A 21,374-nucleotide genomic window follows, 5' to 3' on the forward strand; every position below is an offset into this window, starting at 1 on the left:
TCGAGGTAGAGATACGGATGCTCGCCTTCGATCCTGCGATTCCGCCACGCCTCGATCTTGGTATAGATCTTCTTGTTCAGGTTCGACACTGTGCTCGGGCTGACCCGGGTGCCCCACAGCGCCTCCGTGATGTCTTCGACCCGCCGAACCGAAATCCCGGCCAGATACATCTCGATCAGCGCTTCCTCAACCGAGCTCTCCCGCCTCCGGTAGCGCTCGATGATCGCCGTCTCGAAGGTTTGCCGCCGTAGCTTCGGAACCTTCAGATTGACGTCGCCCGCCTTGGTCTGCAGCGTTCGCTCGTAGCTGCCTGCCCGCGTGTCCTGCCGCGCCGGGCTGCGCTCATACCGCCCAGCACCGCACAGCTGGTCCGCTTCGGCCTCCAGCATCGCGTTCAGTGTCTCTTCCACTGTCCCGCGGACCATCTCGCCCAGGTGATCTCGAATCCGGGCCTCATCAATTTGGATCACCTGACCCCATGGCATTCCCATCGTTCATTCAAAGCTCCTTCATTCTAGAAGAAGCCGTCAATCCTGAAAGTGCGAAAGACTCTGTACGTTATCGCGGATCGGGATGGCTGTGGTACTAACCCGGATCGTGCAATCGAGAGGGGACGCCGGTGGCTAAGAAAACAAAGGCAAGCAAGAAGAAAACATCTGTGCGTCGCGAATACACTGCAGCCGACGTGAAAGAGCTGCGTGCTCATTCAAAGGCGAAGACGCCGGTCGCGAAGGTCTCGAAATTGATGAAGCGTTCTGAAGGATCGCTGAGGCAGAAGGCGCGCACACTCGGCATCGGTCTAGGTCATCAGCGGTAACTTGCTATCAGCGCACTCGTATGATCGTAATTGCTGCGGAAAAGTCCCAGTACTACCGCTGCTGGGACTTCCCCTATTATTGCGGGATGATCAGCGCGCGCTCCATCGCTAGACCATTCTTACCTGTCGACCTGCTCCATCCTCCCAAGTGTACGCTATCGGATCGCTGGAGCGCAGCTCGTCGCGAATGGCGAACAAGAAGAGGCTTGGTCCAGAGCTGTGCGCCGCGTTCAGTTCTCGAAGAGCTTCCTTCATTGATTGCGCGCGACTACGGTCGGTCGTGACTGTTAGAACTCGGAATGCCTTCCAGCCCAATTGAGATTCATGCTTCTTGGCTTCATGAACGGCAAGGTATGCGTTCATTTTGCGCGCGAAGCTGGTTTGCGCGACGTCGGCTCGCATGATCGGCATCGTGCCTCTGTCGATTTCTACCATGAAGCAGCGACGCGAGCCGTCCGAAAATCTGATTCCGAAGATCAAGTCCGGCACAAGGCCGATCTCCTGAGCCTTCCCATTATGCGACACTCCGACTCGCATTGCGAGTGGATTGCGCATGCTGCGCGGCCGCTCGGGAAATTCGGATACAAGTTCATCGGAATGAATGACCGAGATATCGTCGCGCTGCCGCACCGCGCGATCGAGCGACACTTGAAAGTCAACGATCTCGAGCTGGTGCTCAATGAACGGCCGCCCGGCTTCCCGATTTTTCCGGCTCCACTCAGGATTGACGAACTCAATGCCCCGCGCGGCGAGCAGCCCTGCACCAAGGTCACCAAGCGCGTACACCATCGGTGCCGACCCGGAGGTGGGATAGTAATCGAGCTGCGCGCGCGGTCGATCGACGTACCCGGCATGAAAGAGACGACATAGACGGTCATTTGTCCGATCGAGTGAGCGCCCGACAAGCGCTGCAACGTGCGTGGATCGCAAGAAGCGATGGCGAGCGAGCTCGCGCAGGATAAGCACGTCACCTTCAGTAACTCGGAAGGGAAACGGCTCTATCGAACGTCGGAAGCGAGATCGGCGCGCCGTGATTGACGTTGAGGCAGTATTCATACGAGGAAAGTATCAGATCCGACGTAGCGCAGATGATCGGTCGCGCGGACCCAACAAAAAAGTGAACAATCACCACTGCAGCCCATCCATTCACACTGCAACACATAGCAGAACATGCGTCGAAGCGTGCACCGTTGAATGTAGCGGACGAGCGACACTGCAAGCGCTATGTACCTCTTCGAAGGGAGGTGATGCACATGGACCTGGACGGAAAGATCGCGCGAGTCAAGGAGCTCATCGCGAAGCGTGAAGAAATAGATGCCGAGCTCAATGAGCTTCTTGGTGGCGCGGCTCGCGAGCGCCGTGGTCCCAAATGCTCGATCTGCAATGAGTCGGGACATCGGGCAACCACCTGCCCAACAAAGTCATCCGCGGCACTCACGGCTTAGACTGCGAAAGCCCGCTCCGGCGGGCTCTTTTCTGTCAAATCCAGTGCCTTGTGATGCGATGAGGATCTCTTGGTCCCAAAGCCGAACTGGAAACAGGGCGTCTGGCTCATACGCGTGTTTGCGCGCGCTGCTTCACGATGGCCGAGATGACGAGCCCGAAGGCGAATAGGGTAAACACAATCCCTATAGCAATCTCCCCGATCGCGGCCATGCGCGCTGTCGGCGACAACGGAGCGATGTCTCCAAATCCCGTCGTCGTGAGCGTCGTCAGGCTGAAGTAACTCGCGCTTCCAAAATCGAGTCGATGCTCGGTGCTTCGTGCGAAGGCAAAGGCGTTCGCGCCGGGCCGATCAATAAGAAGGTAGAGGTAGGCGAACCCTTCGACAAAAAGCGCGTAGACCAGCACGACAAGCTGGATCGTGCGCTTGAGTGATATCGACTGCGTCTCATGCCGGCCCAGCATCCGGTTCGCCGCCAGTATGAGCGCGCCGAACGCAATAGAGATGAGCATCACGGCGCTAATCCCCGCGTATATCAGCACAATCGCGCCATCGGCCGCATTTCGCGCCGCCAGAAATTTGTACGCCACCGGGCCGGCGAACGCGATAATTGCCATACCGATGACCATGATGGCCGCAACAAGGCGCATATCCGTCCCGCCATCGGCGGATTTGACGCTTTCAAATTGCCGCTGCGCGAGATCGATCACCAGGTTCACCAGGGCAGGAAGCCCGATGAAACCGATCGTTACGACCGTTCGAAAGTTCCGCCACGAGCGCCCATCGCGACCCGCTCGTGCACGCGTAGATATCGCCGTAGCCTACCGTGGCAAAGGACGTGACGGTGAAATAGATGGATTCGAGAAGACCGAACTGCTTCGGATCGATCGGATCAGTGCCGGAACAGAATGGAAAGTCCGCTGCCGTCCGCGCGAGAAACACGTAAAAGTAGGACCACATGGCGATCAGAAGGAAGAAATAGACAGCGAGCGCTATAGCTGGCCGGCGAAATTGCCGGGTGGATGTTGTTTTACACGTTCGAACCACAGCAAATAAATCCGGATAGCCAACAAAAGCAGCAGACCCGAGCCGATAGCCGCGACAAATGAAATTGGGGTGGTAGCAAGCGAGGGCGCCACGAGCCAATAGAAGAACCCACTGGAAAGTAGCCACCCCGCATTCATTCTGGTTGACTTCAGCAGTGCTCGTGTTGGATCGTCCATCTCGTTTCCCCCTCTAGCCTTGGGAGCGTCCAACTGGCCCTAGATGGGATTGTCCTGACAAGGCTGTCATTCGCCTACACGTGCTATCTCCGTCGTCCGCGCGTCTGATCGCACGAGGCTCGGCTTGTGGCATTCAGGACCTCCAATCGTCACCCCCAAAGTCTGGCTCTGCCGGGCGGGCCGGCCCTGAGCGTGTGTCCGGAGCCGGCCGCTCCTCACGGACTTCATTCTGAACAGTTCTCTGAGCTTCCGGTCTGATCGAATAGCGCTCCCGAATATTTTTCCGCACGAATGCTTGCTCAGCCTGAGTCATGCGCGGAAACTTCATAAAATCCGTCGCCGGAATGCCGATCGACAACGCGGCACCTGTCATGCCGCGGACGAATGCCGCGAAATGATACGGAGGTTGGTTGAGGATGAATTCGGGCGTGGTCCGCATGTCCCGCGCGAGCGCATGAGCGGCCGCGTCGCTGATCTTTGAAGCGAACTTTATCGCCGTCGCACCATACAGCGCGTCGAGCACGTGGGGCTGCATCTGCTGCAATCGTTGATGGGCGAGAATCAACGCGACATTGAGCTTGCGCGCCTGGTCGAGAATGACCGGAATCTTGGGGTCGCGTCTGATGAAGTCCTGACATTCATCGATGTACACGAAGCAGGGCAGTCGGTTGTGCTTCGGAAGAAGTTGTCGCTTGTGTGCCGCGAGCAAGATCATCGAAATGAAGAAACGTCCAACAATCTCGACCCCGTCTTCTTGCAGAAGACTCTGCGGGACATTGATGAGGATGACTTTCGCAGCACCCATTTCGGTAAAGAAGTCGAACTTGGACTTGGGGGCAGAGAACATCCTGGAGAGCGTTCGGATACGCTTGACGGCGAACAGACGGTCGACGACCTGCTCCTTGGTGCGGTCGAACTCCTTGCTGTTGAATTTCAGCTCAAAGAACCGCCTCGAATCCGGATCGAGGGTCGAGACGTACTGCTGGAACTGAGCGAGCCCGCCTGGTTGCATGAGGGTAATCAGCGTGTCGAGTGTTGCCGAGGGTATTGTGAGCAGCAATTCGATCGTGAAATGAAACAGCGTGTTCTGCCGGCTCGTCATCTCGGCGGAGAGCAACGCGCTGAAGATGTAATCGTACAGTGAGAGAACGGCGTTGCGGAACCCTTCGTGCTCGGCAGGGGAATAGGACCGCGCGTCATCCATCCCCACGTCGAACAGATTGAGGGCGATCGGCCACTCGATGTCCTCCGCATCGATGACGACGAGCTTATCCTGGAGCGGCGCTCCGGGAGCAAACACCTTCAGGCCCTCGATCGCCTTGATGAGGTCGCGGTTGCTCTCCATGACCACGATCGAGGCTTGATCGCTCGCTACACGCTCAAGGTCACGCGAGATCAAGTACTGAAGGAGGGTAGATTTGCCCGCGCCGGGCGGTGCTACGATCCATTGATGCTCGAAGCGGGACTTGTCAGGAAGCGAGAAGGGAGCGGCCAAGAGAAAGAGATCGATGAAAGGCGTCCCTTTCAGGTACGTCTCCACCAACTCGGCGGGCGGAAGATCGGAGTCGCTCGCGTAGATCATCGGCCGTCGCGGCCTCTCATCTTCCGGAGAATTCCCGGAGACTTCGCACAAATTGGCGTAGAGACGCTCGTACAGCGTCCTAAAGAGACCAGCCTCGACGTTTTCCTTTCTACATATGGTCCCGACAATTCGGTCCACGACGTCACCCGGGTTGCGCAGTAGACAGACTAGCGGAACCGTGAGAGGCGCGACGTCCAGGGTCTCGGATAAGGCGGGCAGGTTCGAGATGAAGCCCCAACCCACGTCACGCAGGGCTGTAATGAGTAGATCGCCTACACGTTCGTCGTTCGTGAGGAAGTGCCCTTTTGCGCGCAGAAAGCGGCGCAGGTCTACGTGCTCCTTTATGGAAAGATTCGCGCTATTGAGGTCGATTTCGGGGAACGAGAAGATAGTCGTTTCAAGAGTGAGGACCTCCTGTTGGCATCGGTCCAAAGCTTTCAGAAGTTCGGTTGACGACGGGAGGTCAATCATTTCCCCAACCTGCTGCGCAATGTATGTATTCACACGAGCAATCGAGTCCTCGTGACCCCACATCGATCCGAAATGCGCCGCGCGCACCTCATTGTAGAGCGCGATCGTTTCAGCTAAATCACGTGCTCGCTCGTCCGTGAAGCGCCTCAAAAACGGAGTGAACGGGGACGGGGGAGTGTATTTTGGTAGTTTAGAACTCAACGACCTCCTCCCGTCCGTCAAAGGTCTGTGCCGTTTCAAGATAGGCCTTGAGATTTTTGCAGGCATTGAGAATGGCTGCCTCGGCGCCAAGCAGCTCGTCGAGATCTTTGCATTCGATGTGTTGGCCGCTCATCAAGCTCTCGACGGTGACGCGCAGCGAGAGCGACATCATCGCGGCGCTCGCAATGCCGCGAGCGCTTTTCCAAAGTGAGCGGCCAACCGTGCTGCTCGCGCCCTCATCGAAATGACCGTACGCGGCATCGCCGTGTTTCTTGCGCGCCTCGCTGTCGTATACGACGAGCTTTCCGAGGCCGTACTTACTTACCAATCCCTTTTCATCGGGCGAAAGATCGGTGCGCGCATCCAGAGTAAAGATGACCTTACCGCCCAGCATGCCGCCCGCGCGTTGCGAGCGCTTGAGCTTAAGTTGCATGGAGTAATGCTCCCCTGCAAAAAAATGAGTATGCACGCTTGAGAGGCAGAAAGATAGTATTCCCGTTACGAGATTTATCCGCCCACTTGAATACTGGCCGTCCGCTCGCAGTGATTCGAGCTAAGTGCTCCTACATCTTTCACGGACTCGCTGAGCTGGTCCTCCTAATGAAGAGATTGATGAGGCTCGGACGAAGTCTGAGATGGAATCAATCTCGCAAAGAGGAGGAAGGCATGATCGCGCTCACGCGCCGTTGTGCAGCAGCACAACGGAAGTCGCACGGCAAGTCGGGGGTTGTCGATCATACATACTGCCCCAGGCTGGCATATGCCAACCGTCGACCCCGCCTTACCCTAAAGGCGGGGCGTATGGCGGGGCATAAGGTGAGGCTGGATCGACAGGAAAGCCCTCTAAGGAGAAAGGGCTGGCTTTGGAGGGCCAGCCCCGCTCCTTACTTTCTCGGAGCGTCGGCAGGCTTGGTTTTGGCGCGAGCCTCAAGCCACCCGACAATCTCATGCAGCCACCAGACCGGCGGACTGTTTCTGTGAGCACGTAGTTTGAAAAACATCGGTGCCTCACCAGATGCACAGAGCCTGAACCAGTGCGTGCGGCTGTAGGGAATTCCAAGTGCCTTAACCCCACGCCAGTTGACCACTTCTTTTCCAGTCATCGCTTAGCTCCATTTGTTGGGAGCCGTCGCGACGGCTGTTAAGTGTCAGCCGACGACTTAAGGTAGCACGTTCTGAAGGAGGTAGTGTTCGTAATTTTCCATCGCGAGCGCCATTTCAGGTAGGTAAGTGTGCCTGTCGTAGATATCTTCGACGCCTGAGCGGGACGAGACGTGATTGACTAGGCGTTCGGCGATGTGGGGCATCGTTCCGATGCGAGCGTGAATTGTGCGGTATGTGCGGCGAAGATCGTGAAGTGTCCACTTGTTGACACCACTCGCTTTGTCGAGTGCTTTCTTGCTCTTCGACCAGCCATTAAATGGAGTTGATCTGCCGCGAGCTGGAAACAGAAGAGAATTACATGTGAGCAGGGGAGCCAGGATAGACTGAGCCAAGTTGCCTACCGGAAGTTCATGGTCTCGCTTGTTCTTGGTTAAGGTACCTGGAAGAGAGACAGTTCTCTGGTTATGAGAGACGTGAGCCTTGTCCAAGCCTGCGACCTCAGTTTTGCGTTGGCCCGTTAGGATCAATAGCTTGACGATTGTGCGATAGCCCTCCGGCATGTCCTTATGAGGCTCGGAGCATGCAGTCCAAACTTTCTTGAGTTCTTCATCGGAGAGGACCCGCGTCCGGGACGGGATCGAGCGGCGGTCGATACCTGTTGTAGGGTTTTCGGTGATGTGGCGACGGTTGGTGCACCACGTGAAAAAGGTACGTCCCACGCGGAGCGCCGCGTTGAATTCCTGGGGCGTTTTGATCGCCTCAAGTCGTCGAACGATCTGATTGTGGGTTACCTTCCCAAGCTGCCCAGGAATGTCGAAGTGACGGTCGAGGCGGTCCTTTAAATCTAGGACCGTCCGTACTCGCCTTGCTTTCTCTTTCTCCTTGAGAAAGAGCTCGCGCGCTTTCGCGACGGTTATGGATTGAGGTTGGATCCGGCCCAGCGTCTTCTCGGCGAGAATTCGCTTCGCCTCACGGCGAGCCGCCGCAAGGCTGATGAGGGGCCATCTGCCGATCGCTCGGCGCGAGTTGTAGGACTTGAGGATAAAGGTCTTCGCGCCACCCTGCGAGACACGGCAAGCGAATGATGGAAGGGTCAGGTCCCAATAGTCCACCGTCCCTTTCGGAGGGAGAGGCAAAGACCGAAGGCCGACGTCTGAAAGCTTGATGTGTGGCACCGCCTTGGCACCTCTAAGGGGCGAATTGGAGCGCCCAATGAGGATGCACCTTGGGAAGGGAAAAGCAACAATAAAGAGGAGGTTATGGGAGCTATGACGTACCTTGACGAACGTTGAAAAAGTAACGTTTTCGTTTTCCTAAACCGCAGGTCGGAAGTTCGAATCTTCCCGGGATCCCTATTTTTTCATGGGCCACCGTTACGGTTTGCCGCGCCATTCGGCGTGAATATTGCTAGAAGCGAACGGCTTCCTTCCTCGCTGGCCCGGCTGCGATGCCGCCGCACCTCACTGCCTCATCCGGAGACGACGATGCCTTTCGACTTGATCCTGCGCGGGGGGCGGGTGATCGACCCCTCCCAGAAGCTCGATGCCGTGACCGATGTCGCCTTTGCCGGCGGCAAGGTGGCGGCGGTCGGCGGCGCCCTCAAGGCCGACCCGGGCACCGAGGTGCGCGATGTCTCGCAGCTCATCGTGACGCCGGGACTGATTGATCTGCACACCCATGTCTATTGGGGCGGCACCTCGCTCGGCATCGATGCCGAGGAATTCTGCCGCCTCTCCGGCGTCACCACGGCGGTCGACACCGGCAGCGCCGGACCCGGCAATTTCGCCGGCTTCCGCAAGCATGTGATCGAGCCGAGCGAGGTCCGCATCCTCGCTTATTTGCACGTCTCGCACGCCGGCATCTTCGGCTTCTCGCACCGGATCATGGTCGGCGAGAGCGAGGAATTGCGGCTGATGAATCCGATCGAGGCGGCCAAGGTGGCCGATGCCAACCGCGATGTCATCGTCGGCATCAAGGTGCGCGTCGGCCTGCATTCCTCGGGCACGTCGGGGGTGGTGCCGCTCGACATTGCGCTCGAGGTTGCCAACGAGGTCGGCATGCCCCTGATGGCGCATATCGACCATCCGCCGCCGAGCTATGAGGAGGTGCTGGCACGTCTGCGTCCCGGCGACGTGCTGACCCATGCGTTCCGCCCCTTTCCCAACACGCCGGCGACCGCGCAAGGCACGGTGAAGAAGGCGGTGCTGGACGCGCGCGAGCGCGGCGTGCTGTTCGATATCGGCCACGGCAAGGGCTCATTCGCGTTCAAGACCGCGCGCGCGATGCTCGCCAACGGCTTTTATCCGGACACCATCTCCTCCGACATCCACCAGCTCTGCATCGACGGCCCCGCCTTCGACCAGGTCACGACCATGTCGAAGTTCCTGTGCATGGGCATGGAGCTGTCCGACGTGATCGCGGCCTCGACGGTGAATGCGGCAATGGCGCTGCGTCGCCCCGAGCTCGGCAGCCTCAAGCCGGGCTGCGTCGGCGACGCCACGCTGATCTCGGTCAAACAGGGCCAGTTCGACTACGAGGACGTCGTCGGCGAGCACCTGATCGGCAACCGCAAGATCGTGTCCGAAGGCGTCGTCATCGGCGGCCGCTGGTGGCATCCGAATTGAGTCGGCGCTAGCTCTGCTCGCGATAGTATTGCAGCAGGCGCGTGCCCGCCGGCGACAGCCAGTCCGGCGCACCGGTGATGTAGCCTTCGACGCGCCCGCCCGTTCCGACGAGATAGGTGATGGGCATGCCGACGATCGAGAACATCTCGGTCGAGGCCTGGGCCGCCGCGCCATGAGCATCGACATAGCAGGCGAGGTTCTGCAACGAGAGGCCGCCGAGAAATGTGCGGGCCTTGCGCAGGTCTTTGGTGTCAGTGCAGATCGCGACCACGTCAAGCCGCTCGGGTCGCGAGGCCGCAAGGCTTGCCAGCATGGGCAGGTCGAGCTTGCAGGCCGCGCACCAGGTGGCCCAGAAGTTCACCAGGGTGATACTGCCCGGCTTGGCAGCCACGACAACGTCCTTGCCGTGCGGGTCCTGAAGCCGCAGTTGTGGCATCAACGCGTGCGGCCGCACCACTGTGAACTGGCTGCGGCCGGCTTCGAACACCGGCGGCCAGCTGTCCTGCGCGCCGGCGGTGCGCAGGACAGTGAGATAGGCCGGCGCGGCGATCAGGAGCGATCGCCGCGACAACGCGCGAGGCTTCTCACGCATGAATATAGGCCCAGCCTTTGAGTTGCAGGTCGACCACGCGTCCGATGCCGAACGGGACGAGGTTCGCGCCCGCAATCAGCGGGATCGAGACTTGCTCCTTGGCTTCCGCGATCACCTTGGATGAGGCGCACATGCTGTAACTGAGGCTCGGCAGCGATTGCCGCAGCGTCACCAGCGGCTCGATCAGTGGCGTCTTGTCGGCGCGGAAGATGTCGATGCCCTTGCCGTTGGCCACGACCTCGATCAGCATTTTCGCGCCCTTGTCGGCAAAGTGCTTGGCGAGATTGGCCGAGTAACTGATCGCGTGGCCCATGACATAGGGCTCGTTGCTGTCGATCAGGATCACGACGCCCTCGGTGAGGCGATCCTCCTTGGCCGCGGCGGTGCCGGCGGCCGTGAGGATCGATGCGCCCGCCAGCAGCCCCCTGCGAGACCATCCATTGGCAGAGATCATGGTGCGGCGTTCCCGTCGATCAGAACTGACGCGGCGCGATCGGCGCCTTGCCGTTGCGTCCCCACAGCACGAACAGGCTGAGCGCAAGCAACACGACGTTGAGCGGTGCAACGTCAGCTTCGCCGCGCGAGAGGTGGAAGACCAGCGCAATGACCTGCAACACCGCGCAGCCGAGCGCGGCCAGCACCGTCAGCCGCGGCAGGATCCGCGTCAGGGCCGGCAGCAGGATGCCGATGCCGCCGGCGAGGTCGACCAAGGCAATGGAGCGGACGAAGGTCTCCGAATACTGGCCGGCCCAGGGCATCATCGCGGCCAGCTGGGGAATCGGCGTGGTCAGCTTTACCAGCCCCGCCGAGATGAAGACGAAGGCGAGGAGGACCTGCGCGGCCCAGAGGCCGATGCGGAGGGCGCGGCCGGGGGCGGGGGTCTCGAAGGTGGCGGTGGACATGGTGGTTCTCCGGAATGTGAGGGTTGCCACCATTTGATAGTTTCACCGTTTTTGATCATTATCGGCTTTGGGATTAGTTCATTTCCTGGATGTTGATGATCTCATGGATTCTCTGGTCAGCATGAGGGTGTTTTGCCTGGTCGCCGAGCTGAAGAGCTTCGCGACCGCGGCACAGCGCCTGCGCATCTCCCCGGCCATGGCGAGCAAGCATGTGATGCAGCTCGAGAAGCGCCTGGGCACGCGGCTGCTGAACCGGACCAGCCGGCGCGTCAGCCTGAGCGAAAGCGGCGCGCTCTATTTCGAGCAGGCGCGGCAGATGCTGGATTCGCTCGACGAGGTCGAGGCCGCCGTCAGCAATGCCACCGTCGTTCCGCACGGCACGCTGCGCCTGACCGCACCGGTGTGGATGGCGAACGCGATTTTTGCGGGCGTGCTGGCGGACTACCAGGCGCGCTATCCCGAGGTCCGTCTCGACGTCGATCTCAGTGGCCGCCTGGTCAACCTCGTCGAGGAGGGTTTTGATCTTGCACTTCGCGCGACCGGCACGCCGGACGAGGCGCTGATCGCGCGTCCGATCACCAGCGTCCCGTTCTACATGGTGGCGGCTCCCGCCTTCCTCAAACGCGCGGGCCGTCCATCGGCCTTCGCCGATCTCGCCGGCCAGCCGCTGCTGCACTACGCGCTTTACCCGGGCGAGAGCTTCTCCTTCACGGGCGAGCACGGCCCCGAGACCGTCAAGCTCAACCCGGTGCTGCGCAGCGGCAACGAAACGCTGCTGCACATGGCAGCAATCGAAGGCATGGGCCTCGCCTTTCTGCCGAAATGGCTAGTCGCCGAGGACATCGCCAGCGGTCGTCTGGAGCACGTCATGCCTGGCCACATCATCTTCGCCGGAAAGCTGTTTGCGGTCTATCCGAGCCGCAAATATCTCTCCGCGAAGGTCAGGACCTTCATCGACTTCATCGCCGCCGACAGGCGGATGAAGTAGCTGCTCACAGCAACCGGATCACAGCGACCTCGCGATCAGCAGCTTCATGATCTCGTTGGTGCCGCCATAGATCTTCTGGATCCGGGAATCGATGAAGATGCGCGAGATCGGGTATTCCTGCATGTAGCCGTAGCCGCCGAACAGCTGGAGGCATTCGTCGGCAGTCTCGACCTGCTTCTCCGAACACCAGTATTTCGCCATCGACGCCGTGACGGTGTCGAGATCCCCGGCGACCAGGCGCTCGATGCACCAGTCGACGAAGACGCGCGCGATCATCGCTTCGGTCTTGCGCTCGGCCAGCTTGAAGGCGGTGTTCTGGAAATCCATCAGCGGCTTGCCGAAGGCTTTGCGCTCCTTGGTGTAGTCGGTGGTGAGCTTGACCGCGCGCTCCATCGCGGCGACGGCGCCGACCGCGAGCGCAAGCCGCTCCTGCGGCAATTGCTGCATCAGTTGCACAAAACCCTGGCCTTCCTCCTTGCCGAGCAGGTTTTCCGGCGGCACGGTCACGTTGTCGAAGAACAGTTCCGAGGTGTCGGAGGCGTGCAGGCCGATCTTGTCGAGGTTGCGCCCACGCTTGTAGCCGTCCGCGCCCGCGGTTTCGACCACGAGCAGCGAGATGCCCTTGGCACCAGCATCGCCGGTGCGCGCGACCACGATGACGAGATCGGCGGCCTGGCCGTTGGTGATGAAGGTCTTCTGGCCGTTGATGACGTAGGAATTGCCCTGTTTCTTGGCCGTGGTCTTGACGGCCTGCAGATCCGAGCCGGTGCCGGGCTCGGTCATGGCGATGGCGCCGACCATCTCGCCCGAGGCCATCTTCGGCAGCCAGCGCTTCTTCTGCTCCTCCGAGCCGTAGTTGAGGATGTAATGCGCGACGATGGCGCTGTGCACGGAGACGCCGGTCGTCAGCTCCGGCACCGTGCTTTCGAGGTCGTCCAGCACCGCCGCGTCATAGGCGAAGGTGGCGCCCAGCCCGCCATATTCCTCTGGCACGCTCGCCAGCAGCGCGCCCATCTCGCCGAGGCCGCGCCAGGCGAAGCGGTCGACCATCTTCTGCTCGCGCCATTTTTCGGCATGCGGCGCCAGATCCTTGGTGAGATATTTCCGGAACTGGTCGCGGAAGACATCGAGCTCTTCGGTCATCCAGGAGGAGCGGTAGGACATGGTTACCTCGGTTGATGCGCGTTTCCGGCTTGGTAGGCCAGTCGGCCGCGGCAATTATTGTGTTTTCAGGCTGCGCCGGTGACGCTACCAAGGCGGCCGGGGCGGCGTCTGTCGGGATGTCTGATCTTGGCGACCAAAACACAAGAGCTCAAGCTCGAGATCGAGCGCATCGGCACGGTCTCGGCGATTCTGACGCAGCCGGACAATGCGCGTGCCTGTTACGTGTTGGCGCATGGCGCGGGCGCCGATATGCGGCATGCTTTCATGGAGAAGGTCGCGGCCGGCCTTGCCGATCGCGGCATCGCGACCTTTCGCTTCAATTTCCCCTACATGGAAGAGAAGAAGGGACGTCCCGACCAGCCGGCGGTCGCGCACGCTGCGATCCGCGCGGCAGTCGCGGAGGCGGCGCGGCTGTGCCCCGGGGTGACGCTCGTCGCAGGCGGCAAATCATTCGGCGGACGCATGACCTCGCAGGCGCAGTCCAAGGCGCCGTTGCCTGACGTCAAAGGGCTCGCCTTCCTCGGCTTTCCCCTGCACGCCGACAAGAAGCCGTCGTCCGAGCGCGCCGAGCACCTCGCCGGCGTCACCATCCCCATGCTGTTCCTGCAAGGCACGCGCGATGGGCTTGCCGATCTGAGCTACCTCAAGCCTGTCGTCGAGAAACTCGGTCCGAAGAAGGCGACGCTGCATGAGATCGAAGGCGGCGATCACTCGTTCGCGGTGCTGAAGAAATCCGGCCGTAGCAATGACGAGGCGCTTACAGAGGTACTGAACGCGCTCGTAGCCTGGATCGACACGCTCGCCTGAGGCTCACGCCGAATAAAGCCCCTTGTCGCGGGCCTTCTGGATCGCGAGCGCGGCAATGAGATCGAGCGTCGGTGTCGACAGGCCTGCCGTGCGCGCGAAGGCGGCGGGCGCCTTCACCAGAACGTCGATCTCCATGGCGCGGCCAAGCTCGTAGTCCTGCAGCAGCGATGGCTTGTGATTGGGGGCGGGTCCGCTGCGCGTCACGCGCTTGACCTCGGGGATGAAATGCTGCGCGATGTCGTTGGCCTCGTTCAGCATGCGCGGGATGACGTCCGCAAAGGCGGCGTCGTCGCGCACGCCGCGTGCGGTCTGGCCGGTGAGCAGGCACAGCACCGACAGCGACATGTTGGTCAGCAGCTTTGACCAGATCGCCTCGCGGATTTCCGCGACCGGCGGGGACTCCAGCCGCGCGTCGTTCAAGACGCCGCGCAGCTTGGTGATGCGCTCGCAATTGCGGTCGTCGCATTCGCCGATCAGGAGGCGGTTGCGGTCCGGGGTGAGGTTGTGCACCACGCCGGGCGCGGTCACCTCGTTGGAGGAGAAGACGACGCCGCCGATGATCCGCTCCTTCGGGATGCAGGCGCGCAAGCGTCCGCCGGGGTCGAGGAAGGAAATGTCCGGCGGTGTCGGGTGCCGCGGTGGCAGGCCGATCCCGTACCACCAGGGAATACCGTTCTGGGCAAAGACGATGGCGGTGTCGTCCTGAAGCAGCGGCTTGATGCTGGCGACCAGCCCCGGGAGCGCCGTGGCCTTCAGCGTCGAGATCACGACGTCCTGCGGACCGAGCTGGGCTGGGTCGCCCGAGGCGTTCACCTTGGCGGAGACCTCGGAATCGCCGACGCGCAGTTTGAGGCCGCCCGCCCGGACCGCCTCCAGATGCGCCCCCCGCATCACGCACGAAACGTCATGACCAGCGCGCGCCAGCCGGACCGCGATATGGCTGCCGACGGCGCCCGCGCCGAAAATGCAGATGCGCATGATGATTCCGTCCCTGGTCCCAAACTGTCGCCCGGCGCCACCATGACACATGCCGCCATGCGATGGGCGCGACCGCCCCACGCTGGAAAGATATGGATCGCGATGCGTTGCCTCGGCCATAGTGCAGGGCCAACAATGACCCGGAGGACCGCCGATGACCGCCAGCCCCGTGCTGTGGACCCTCGATGAGCGTGGGGTTGCGACCGTCACGTTGAACCGGCCCGAGGTCAACAACGCCTATGACGGCGCGCTGATTGCGGGCGTGCTCGCGGCGATGGACGATCTCGGCAAAAAGTCGAATCTTCGCGTCGTCGTGCTGAGGGGCAATGGCAAGCATTTCCAGGCCGGCGCCGACCTGAAATGGATCAACGGCGTGCGGCCGCAATCGGCTGATGCGAACGAGGCGGCCTCGCGCGCGACCTTCGAGGCCGTGCAGCGGCTCAACACGCTGCCGATCCCGACCGTGGCGCTGGTGCAGGGCGGCTGTTTTGGCGGCGGCACCGGCGTGATTGCGGCTTGCGACGTCGTGATCGCCGCCGACAACGCCCTTTTCTCGATCACCGAGGTGCGTTGGGGCCTGACCGCGGCGATCATCATCCCGCAGCTTTGCGACGCCATCGGCGTGCGCCAGGTCCGCCGCTACGCGCTCACCGGCGAGCGTTTCGGCGCCGAGGACGCCCGCCGCATCGGCCTCGTGCATGAGGTGGTGCCGCTCGCCGATCTCGAAGCCGCCGGAACCAAGGTGGTCGAGCAGCTGCTCGCCAACGGGCCGGAGGCGATGGCCGAGACCAAGAAGCTCGCGCTGGAAAGCTCGTTCGGCGGCATGGCGGTGGACGATGCCGCGTATGCGCGGCTCGTCCACCTGCATTCGCTCAAGCGCCAGAGCGCGGAAGCGGCGGAAGGGCTGGCGTCGTTCGCCGAGAAGCGGGCGGGGAATTGGGGCGGTGGGAAAGGTTGAGTGTCAGCAGCCGCGGCAGATGTTGTTGATGCTGCGATAGACGGCGTCGTCGTCCTGCCGCATCTGGCGCAGAGTTTCGAGTGTCTGACCGTCGTTGGCGGGTGCAACGGGCCTGCGCTTCGCGGCGAGTTCGTCCTCCTGCCGCTTGTAGCAGGCCTCGCGCTCGGGCTTGGCCTGAATGAAGCGGCAGTTTTGCTCCACGGCTGCGGCGGGAGCGGCGGAGATCGCGAGAGCGATCACGGCGGGCAGGGCGAATTTCAAGAGCGTCGAATCCATGCGGCCACTTCTGTCAGGTCCGCCATTCCCGGGCAACCGTCTTTTGGCGGGCTACGGCACCGCACTTCACAGCGACGGCGCCAGTGACGTTTTCAGCAGCGCCAGCAGCGCCTGCACCGCGGCGGCATTGCGCCGCCGCTCGGGGATCGTGGCTTTCACCCACAGCTCCGGAATCGGAAAGTCGCGCAGCACCGGCTTGAGCGTGCCGTCGCGCAAGGCGTCCGCGACGAGATAATGCGAGATCAGCGCGATGCCGTTGCCGGCGATCGCGCTGCGCGCCAGCACGTGTCCCTCGTTGGAGGAGAGCAGCGGGCTGACCTGGATGCTGATGCGGCCGCGTGGTCCGTCGAAGATCCATTCCGGGCCGGTCGGCATGAAGCTGAGGCAGCGATGCTCGACGAGGTCGCGCGGATGTTTTGGCGTGCCATGTTTCTTCAAATAAGCGGGCGAGGCGCAGAGCAGCCGCCTCAGCGCGCACAGCGGCTCGTCGACCACGCCGCCGAAGGAATGCGGGAAGGCGCCGATGGCGATGTCGAAGCCTTCCGTGACGGGATCGACCGGGCGATCGATCAGCACGATATCGAGCTTCAGCTTCGGGTTCTGGGTCTGAAACGCGCTGAAGGCGTCGGCGAGCCGGGCGACGGTCAGCGAGGTCGGTGCCTTGATGCGCAAGTGATCGACGAGATCGTGGCCCTTCTCGCCCATGCGTGAGAGCAGATCAGTCGCATCGGTCACCACGCCGCGTGCGCGATGCACATAGCGCTGTCCGGCCTCGGTCAGTCGCAATTGCCGGGTCGAGCGGTGAAACAGCGCCGTGCCGATCCGCGCCTCCAGCTGCGTGACGCGTTTTGCCACCACCGAGGTCGAAACACCGAGCTTTCGCGCGGCGGCCGAGAAGCCGGCGGCGTCGGCGGTCGCCAGGAAGGCTTGCAGGTTCACCAGGATGTCCATGTCGACCTTTCTCGATTCGCGAAAGCTGATCGCGTATTTTGGTAGATTGTAGCCCGCCTCGCGTTAATTCATAGTCGAACCCAAGCAAGAGATTTGGGAAGGGACGCGCCATGCGGGCCATGACGATCGAAGAACCGGCACGACAGGTGCCGCTCTATGGCGAATATGAAGTCGTCGTGCTTGGCGGCGGCCCGGCCGGCATCGTTGCCGCGGCCTCAGCCGCGCGCGCGGGGCGAAAGACGCTTCTGATCGAGCGCTACGGCTTTCTCGGCGGCATGGGCACCGCTGCCGGTGTCACAAATTTTTGCGGTCTGCATGGCAATGTCTACGGCCAGGCCCATCGCCTCGTGCAGGGCATGGCGTCCGAGCTGCTGGCGCGGATCGATCGGCTCAACGGCCTGAACACGCCGCATCTGATCCTCGACAAGGTCTTTGCGCAGGCCTACGACACCGCGGCCTACAAGATCGCGGCCGATCAGTTGCTCGCAACCCACAAGGTGCACATCCTCTTCCACGCGCTCGGCGCCGGCGTCGTGATGGGTGACGACAGCCGCATCGACGCGCTGATGGTCGAGACCAAGGCCGGGCGGCAGGCGGTGCGATCAGAGATCTTCATCGATTGCTCCGGCGACGGTGATCTCGCCGTCTGGGCCGGCGCGCCGTTCGAGATCGGTGACGCGCATGGCCATCCGATGTACCCCTCGATGATGCTCCGCCTCAACGGCATCGATCCCGCAAAGGCGGGCGAAGCCTGGCGCACCATTCCGCAATTGATGGAGAAGGCGCTCGCCGCCGGTACCCACACATTCCCGCGCAAGAGCGCCATCGTGCGGCCGCAGAAATCCGGCATCGAATGGCGGGTGAACTTCACGCAGGTGGCGCGCGAGGACGGCCATGCCATCAACGGCGTCGAGCCCGACGATCTCACCCGCGGCGAGATCGAGGGCCGCAAGCAGGCGCTCGCCGCCTACGAGTTCCTGCGCAGCACCGTACCGGGCTTTGAAAGATCCTACATCGTCGATCTGCCGCCGCAGCTCGGCATCCGCGAGACCCGCCGCATCAAGGGCGGCTACCAGCTCAGCGGCGAGGACGTGCTCGGCTGCGCCTCGTTCGAGGATTCGATCGGCGTCAATGGCTGGCCGATCGAGGCCCACGTGCCCGGCGACGTCGTCTTCACCTTCCCGCCGATCCCGGAATCGCGCGGCTATAACGAGCTGCCCTACCGGATGCTGGTGCCTGAAGGCGTCGACAATCTCCTGGTCGCCGGCCGCTGTGCCTCCATGACCCATGAGGGCCAGTCCGCGGCGCGGGTGTCGGGGGCCTGTTTCGTGATGGGCGAGGCGGCCGGTTCCGCCGCCGCGCTGGCGCTGTCCGGAAACCGCGTCCCCCGTGATATCCCCATTGAAAAATTGCAGGAAACGTTGAAACAACAGGGCGCCTTCATCGGCCGGGACCAGATGGTGCCCGAAGGCCTGTAACGCACTGCAAGACAACGACGGCGGAGGAAACGGAATGACCGGGATAATGCGGCTCGCGCTTGCGGGACTGGTGGCGATCACGGCGATGGGCACGGCGCGGGCCGAGGACGCGCTGAAGGCCAGGATCGGCGTGCTCCGTCTGTCCTCCTCCGCGCCGGTCTTCATCGCGCAGGACAAGGGCTATTTCCGCGAGGCCGGCCTCGAGGTCGAGCTGAAATTCTTCGACGCGGCCCAGCCGATCGCGGTCGCGACGACCTCGGGCGACGTCGATTTCGGCATCACCGCCTTCACCGCCGGTCTCTACAATCTCGCCGGCAAGGGCGTGCTGAAGGTGATTGGCGGGATGAGCCGCGAAAAGGCCGGCTATCCCCTGATCGGCTATTTCGCCAGCAACAACGCCTACGCGGCCGGATTGAAGACGCCGAAGGACCTCGCCGGCAAACGCGTGGCGATGACGCAGGTCGGATCGAGCTTTCATTATTCGCTCGGCCTGCTCGCCGACAAATACGGCTTCAAGCTCTCTGAGGTGAAGATCGTGCCGCTGCAATCGTTGTCGAACGCCGCCGCCGCGCTGAAGGGCGAGACCGTCGATGCGGCGCTGCTGCCGATCTCGACCGCGCGAAAGCTCACGGACGAAGGCGGCGCGAAATTCTTAGGCTGGGTCGGCGACGAGACGCCGTGGCAGCTGGGCGCCGTGTTCGCCTCGCCGAAGACGCTGACCAACAAGGCGCTGGTGACGAAGCTGCTCGGCGCGCTCGCCAAGGCCGACCGCGAATATCACGACGTCATCCTCGCCGCGATGAAGGACGGCGTCGCCCCGATCAACGACAAGACCAAGCCGCTGCTGGAGATCATCGCAAAGTACACCAATCTCCCGGTCGAGCGGGTGGTCGGCAATTGCGCCTATATCGACCCCGACGGCAAGCTCGACGTGAAGAACGTCGACAACCAGATCAAATGGCTGCAGGAGCAGGGCTTTGCCGACAAGGGCTTCGACGCCAACGCGATCATCGCCAAGGAATTTGTGAAGGCGGATTGATTGATGCGAGTCCTACTCTCTCCCCGTCATCCTGAGGTGCTCGCGAAGCGAGCCTCGAAGGATGCGCGGCCCGGATGCAGCGGGGCCGTCGCCCTTCGAGGCCTCCGCTTCGCTCCAGCACCTCAGGGTGACGGATTGAAGAGCGGAGTTTGAGATGGACCTGATCGCCAACCACATCAGCCACCGCTTCGGCGACCTCGCCGTGCTCGACGACGTCTCCTTCACGGTCAGCGCCGGGGAGGTGGTGGCGATCGTCGGGCCCTCCGGCTGCGGCAAGAGCACGCTGCTGTCCATCCTCGGCGGGCTGTTGCAGCCGACCTCAGGCGAGCCCGAGCTGCGCGGCGAGCCGCCGGCGGACAGCCTGAATCCGCTGACCTTCGTATTCCAGGATTTTGCGCTGCTGCCCTGGGCGAGCGTGGAGGAGAACGTCGAATTCCCGTTGCTGCACACTCAGCTCTCGGCCACGCAGCGCCGTGAGCTGGTCGAGGATGCCTTGCGCCGCACGGGGCTGACTGATTTTCGCAAAACCTATCCCAAGCAGCTCTCCGGCGGCATGCGCCAGCGTGTCGGCATCTCGCGCGCGCTCGCGGTGAAGCCCGCGATCCTCTTGATGGACGAGCCGCTCTCCGCGCTGGATTCGCAGACCCGCGAACTCCTGATGGAGGATTTCGTCCGCCTGCTCGCCGATGGCGGCATGGGCGCGGTCTATGTCACCCATAATCTCGAAGAGGCTGCGCGGCTGGCCGATCGCATCGTGGTGTTGTCACGGCGGCCCGGCCGCATCCGCGAGGTCGTGACCGTGCCGATGACGCGCACTGAACGCGGCGAAGCGGCGGCGCGCGAAAAACTGCTGGCGCTGCAGAACCAGATCTGGTCGCTGATCCGCAACGAAGCCATCGATGCCGAGCGCGAGGTCCAGCATGCTTGATCGCGCGGCGACTGACACTGCGAAGGATAGCGCGACGCGGCGCGTCCGCTTTCGTGGCGCCGGCTTCGTGCCCGCGTCGAGCCGTTTCGGCGGCTGGATCGCTCTCGCACTGGTCATCGCGATCTGGCAGGCGGCGGGCAGCACCGGCCTCGTCAATCCCCTGTTTCTGCCTGCGCCGTCGGCGATCGCGCGCGCGATCTATCAGCTCGCGATCTCAGGCGCGCTCTGGCAGCATTTGTCGGCATCGCTGCTGCGCATCGGCGTCGGCTGGCTGTTGGGGACGGCGGCTGGCGTCGCCGTCGGCTTTGCCATCGGCCTGTCGCGGCTCGCGCGCAGCGTCGGCATCACCTTCATCTCGGCGCTGTTCCCGATCCCGAAGATCGCGCTGCTGCCGCTGTTGATCCTCTGGCTCGGCATCGGCGAAGAGCCGAAGATCGCGACCATCGCACTGGGGGTGTTCTTCTCCACCGCGATCTCGGTCTATAGCGGCGTCGATGCGGTGCCGCGCAACCTCATCCGCATGGCGCAGAGCTTCAACATTCCCTTCGCGACGATCGTGCGCAAGGTGGTCTGGCCGGGCGCGCTGCCCGCGATCCTCGCCGGCTTCCGGATCACGGCGTCAGTGGCGCTGCTCCTCGTCGTCAGCGCCGAGATGATCGGCGCCCAATACGGCATCGGCGCCTTCGTGCTCCAGGCCGGCAATCTGATGCAGACCGATCAGCTGCTCGCGGGCGTGGTGATCCTGTCGGTGTTCGGGCTGGCGGTGGGGAAGGTGATCGGCTGGCTGGAGATAAGGCTGCTGCACTGGCGGTAGCTGCAATCCGCAATGTGGCTGGAAGCGCGCGCT

24 protein-coding genes are annotated in these 21,374 nt (G+C 62.3%); 9 read left to right on the forward strand and 15 right to left on the reverse strand.

Annotated features, from left to right (window positions below; genetic code table 11):
* On the reverse strand, positions 1-485 hold a 485-nt coding region (locus XI03_RS03395; RefSeq protein ID WP_271591323.1), incomplete at its 3' end, for a transposase.
* A 134-nt stretch (positions 486-619) separates the two neighbouring features.
* Here XI03_RS03395 and XI03_RS03400 point away from each other — a divergent pair.
* The gene (locus tag XI03_RS03400) at positions 620-817 is read left to right on the forward strand and encodes a hypothetical protein (protein WP_271591324.1); all 198 of its coding nucleotides are present in this window, start codon (positions 620-622) and stop codon (positions 815-817) included.
* Positions 818-925: 108 nt separating this feature from the next.
* On the opposite strand, the gene XI03_RS03405 is transcribed toward XI03_RS03400, so the two are convergent.
* The 7 genes from XI03_RS03405 to XI03_RS03430 all read right to left on the reverse strand — a co-directional run bounded on the left by XI03_RS03405 (position 926) and on the right by XI03_RS03430 (position 7,954).
* The gene (locus tag XI03_RS03405; protein WP_271591325.1) at positions 926-1,873 is read right to left on the reverse strand and encodes a replication-relaxation family protein; all 948 of its coding nucleotides are present in this window, start codon (positions 1,871-1,873) and stop codon (positions 926-928) included.
* 495 nt (positions 1,874-2,368) lie between these two features.
* Entirely contained in the window at positions 2,369-2,971 is a 603-nt protein-coding gene (locus XI03_RS03410; protein ID WP_271591326.1) for a potassium channel family protein, read from the reverse strand.
* On the reverse strand, positions 2,943-3,221 hold the full coding sequence (locus XI03_RS40455) for an ion channel (RefSeq protein WP_442869690.1): 279 nt from the start codon (positions 3,219-3,221) through the stop codon (positions 2,943-2,945). Before XI03_RS40455 ends, XI03_RS03410 begins: the two co-directional genes overlap by 29 nt.
* Before the next feature lie 32 nt (positions 3,222-3,253).
* Positions 3,254-3,484, reverse strand: coding sequence for a hypothetical protein (locus XI03_RS03415; RefSeq protein ID WP_271591327.1), 231 nt, complete (start codon positions 3,482-3,484; stop codon positions 3,254-3,256).
* Between the two features lie 133 nt (positions 3,485-3,617).
* On the reverse strand, positions 3,618-5,738 hold the full coding sequence (locus XI03_RS03420; protein WP_271591328.1) for an ATP-binding protein: 2,121 nt from the start codon (positions 5,736-5,738) through the stop codon (positions 3,618-3,620).
* On the reverse strand, positions 5,728-6,171 hold the full coding sequence (locus XI03_RS03425) for a hypothetical protein (RefSeq protein ID WP_271591329.1): 444 nt from the start codon (positions 6,169-6,171) through the stop codon (positions 5,728-5,730). Before XI03_RS03425 ends, XI03_RS03420 begins: the two co-directional genes overlap by 11 nt.
* A gap of 727 nt (positions 6,172-6,898) precedes the next feature.
* Positions 6,899-7,954, reverse strand: coding sequence for a tyrosine-type recombinase/integrase (locus XI03_RS03430; protein ID WP_271591330.1), 1,056 nt, complete (start codon positions 7,952-7,954; stop codon positions 6,899-6,901).
* A 372-nt stretch (positions 7,955-8,326) separates the two neighbouring features.
* Here XI03_RS03430 and XI03_RS03435 point away from each other — a divergent pair, with 372 nt between their 5' ends.
* A complete protein-coding gene (locus XI03_RS03435; protein ID WP_028143848.1) occupies positions 8,327-9,466 on the forward strand; it encodes an amidohydrolase/deacetylase family metallohydrolase in 1,140 nt (379 codons plus the stop codon).
* 7 nt (positions 9,467-9,473) lie between these two features.
* Here the strand turns inward: XI03_RS03435 and XI03_RS03440 are convergent, their stop codons facing one another.
* Genes XI03_RS03440 through XI03_RS03450 form a run of 3 tightly spaced genes read right to left on the reverse strand, consistent with a single transcriptional unit; the run spans position 9,474 to position 10,960 of the window.
* Positions 9,474-10,058, reverse strand: a complete 585-nt coding sequence (locus tag XI03_RS03440) for a TlpA family protein disulfide reductase (protein ID WP_028143847.1) — start codon at positions 10,056-10,058, stop codon at positions 9,474-9,476.
* Positions 10,051-10,512 (reverse strand): DsrE family protein, encoded by a 462-nt coding sequence (locus XI03_RS03445; protein WP_028143846.1) that lies wholly within the window; start codon positions 10,510-10,512, stop codon positions 10,051-10,053. Before XI03_RS03445 ends, XI03_RS03440 begins: the two co-directional genes overlap by 8 nt.
* 19 nt (positions 10,513-10,531) lie before the next feature.
* Positions 10,532-10,960: a DoxX family protein gene (locus tag XI03_RS03450; RefSeq protein WP_038947392.1), complete on the reverse strand. Its 429-nt coding sequence runs from the start codon at positions 10,958-10,960 to the stop codon at positions 10,532-10,534.
* 103 nt (positions 10,961-11,063) lie between these two features.
* Between XI03_RS03450 and XI03_RS03455 the strand changes: the two genes are divergently transcribed.
* Positions 11,064-11,948, forward strand: a complete 885-nt coding sequence (locus XI03_RS03455; RefSeq protein WP_028143844.1) for a LysR family transcriptional regulator — start codon at positions 11,064-11,066, stop codon at positions 11,946-11,948.
* A gap of 18 nt (positions 11,949-11,966) precedes the next feature.
* On the opposite strand, the gene XI03_RS03460 is transcribed toward XI03_RS03455, so the two are convergent.
* Complete coding sequence (locus XI03_RS03460; protein ID WP_095424478.1) at positions 11,967-13,112, reverse strand: acyl-CoA dehydrogenase family protein; 1,146 nt, start codon at positions 13,110-13,112, stop codon at positions 11,967-11,969.
* Positions 13,113-13,238: 126 nt separating this feature from the next.
* On the opposite strand from XI03_RS03460, the gene XI03_RS03465 reads away from it, so the two are divergent.
* Positions 13,239-13,919, forward strand: a complete 681-nt coding sequence (locus XI03_RS03465) for an alpha/beta hydrolase family protein (protein ID WP_161966331.1) — start codon at positions 13,239-13,241, stop codon at positions 13,917-13,919.
* Positions 13,920-13,922: 3 nt separating this feature from the next.
* Here the strand turns inward: XI03_RS03465 and XI03_RS03470 are convergent, their stop codons facing one another.
* A complete protein-coding gene (locus XI03_RS03470) occupies positions 13,923-14,897 on the reverse strand; it encodes a ketopantoate reductase family protein (protein ID WP_212476607.1) in 975 nt (324 codons plus the stop codon).
* 154 nt (positions 14,898-15,051) lie between these two features.
* Here XI03_RS03470 and XI03_RS03475 point away from each other — a divergent pair, with 154 nt between their 5' ends.
* On the forward strand, positions 15,052-15,855 hold the full coding sequence (locus XI03_RS03475) for an enoyl-CoA hydratase-related protein (RefSeq protein ID WP_271591331.1): 804 nt from the start codon (positions 15,052-15,054) through the stop codon (positions 15,853-15,855).
* Between the two features lie 3 nt (positions 15,856-15,858).
* Here the strand turns inward: XI03_RS03475 and XI03_RS03480 are convergent, their stop codons facing one another.
* Together XI03_RS03480 and XI03_RS03485 are read right to left on the reverse strand one after the other, a co-directional pair.
* Positions 15,859-16,131 carry a hypothetical protein gene (locus tag XI03_RS03480; protein WP_038974703.1) on the reverse strand — a complete coding sequence of 91 codons (273 nt, stop codon included), beginning with the start codon at positions 16,129-16,131 and terminating at the stop codon, positions 15,859-15,861.
* Between the two features lie 66 nt (positions 16,132-16,197).
* Entirely contained in the window at positions 16,198-17,082 is an 885-nt protein-coding gene (locus XI03_RS03485) for a LysR family transcriptional regulator (protein ID WP_271591332.1), read from the reverse strand.
* Between the two features lie 110 nt (positions 17,083-17,192).
* Here XI03_RS03485 and XI03_RS03490 point away from each other — a divergent pair, with 110 nt between their 5' ends.
* The 4 genes from XI03_RS03490 (at position 17,193) to XI03_RS03505 (ending at position 21,341) form a co-directional block, all read left to right on the forward strand.
* A complete protein-coding gene (locus XI03_RS03490; protein ID WP_271591333.1) occupies positions 17,193-18,560 on the forward strand; it encodes an FAD-dependent oxidoreductase in 1,368 nt (455 codons plus the stop codon).
* Positions 18,561-18,594: 34 nt separating this feature from the next.
* Positions 18,595-19,599, forward strand: a complete 1,005-nt coding sequence (locus tag XI03_RS03495) for an ABC transporter substrate-binding protein (RefSeq protein ID WP_271591334.1) — start codon at positions 18,595-18,597, stop codon at positions 19,597-19,599.
* A 154-nt stretch (positions 19,600-19,753) separates the two neighbouring features.
* Positions 19,754-20,527 (forward strand): ABC transporter ATP-binding protein, encoded by a 774-nt coding sequence (locus XI03_RS03500; protein WP_271591335.1) that lies wholly within the window; start codon positions 19,754-19,756, stop codon positions 20,525-20,527.
* Positions 20,520-21,341, forward strand: a complete 822-nt coding sequence (locus XI03_RS03505; protein ID WP_271591336.1) for an ABC transporter permease — start codon at positions 20,520-20,522, stop codon at positions 21,339-21,341. The genes XI03_RS03500 and XI03_RS03505 overlap by 8 nt, the downstream gene beginning before the upstream one ends.
* The last annotated feature ends 33 nt before the right edge of the window (positions 21,342-21,374 follow it).

It is taken from the genome of Bradyrhizobium sp. CCBAU 65884 (assembly GCF_028128835.1).
Taxonomy (GTDB): Bacteria; Pseudomonadota; Alphaproteobacteria; order Rhizobiales; family Xanthobacteraceae; genus Bradyrhizobium; species Bradyrhizobium ottawaense.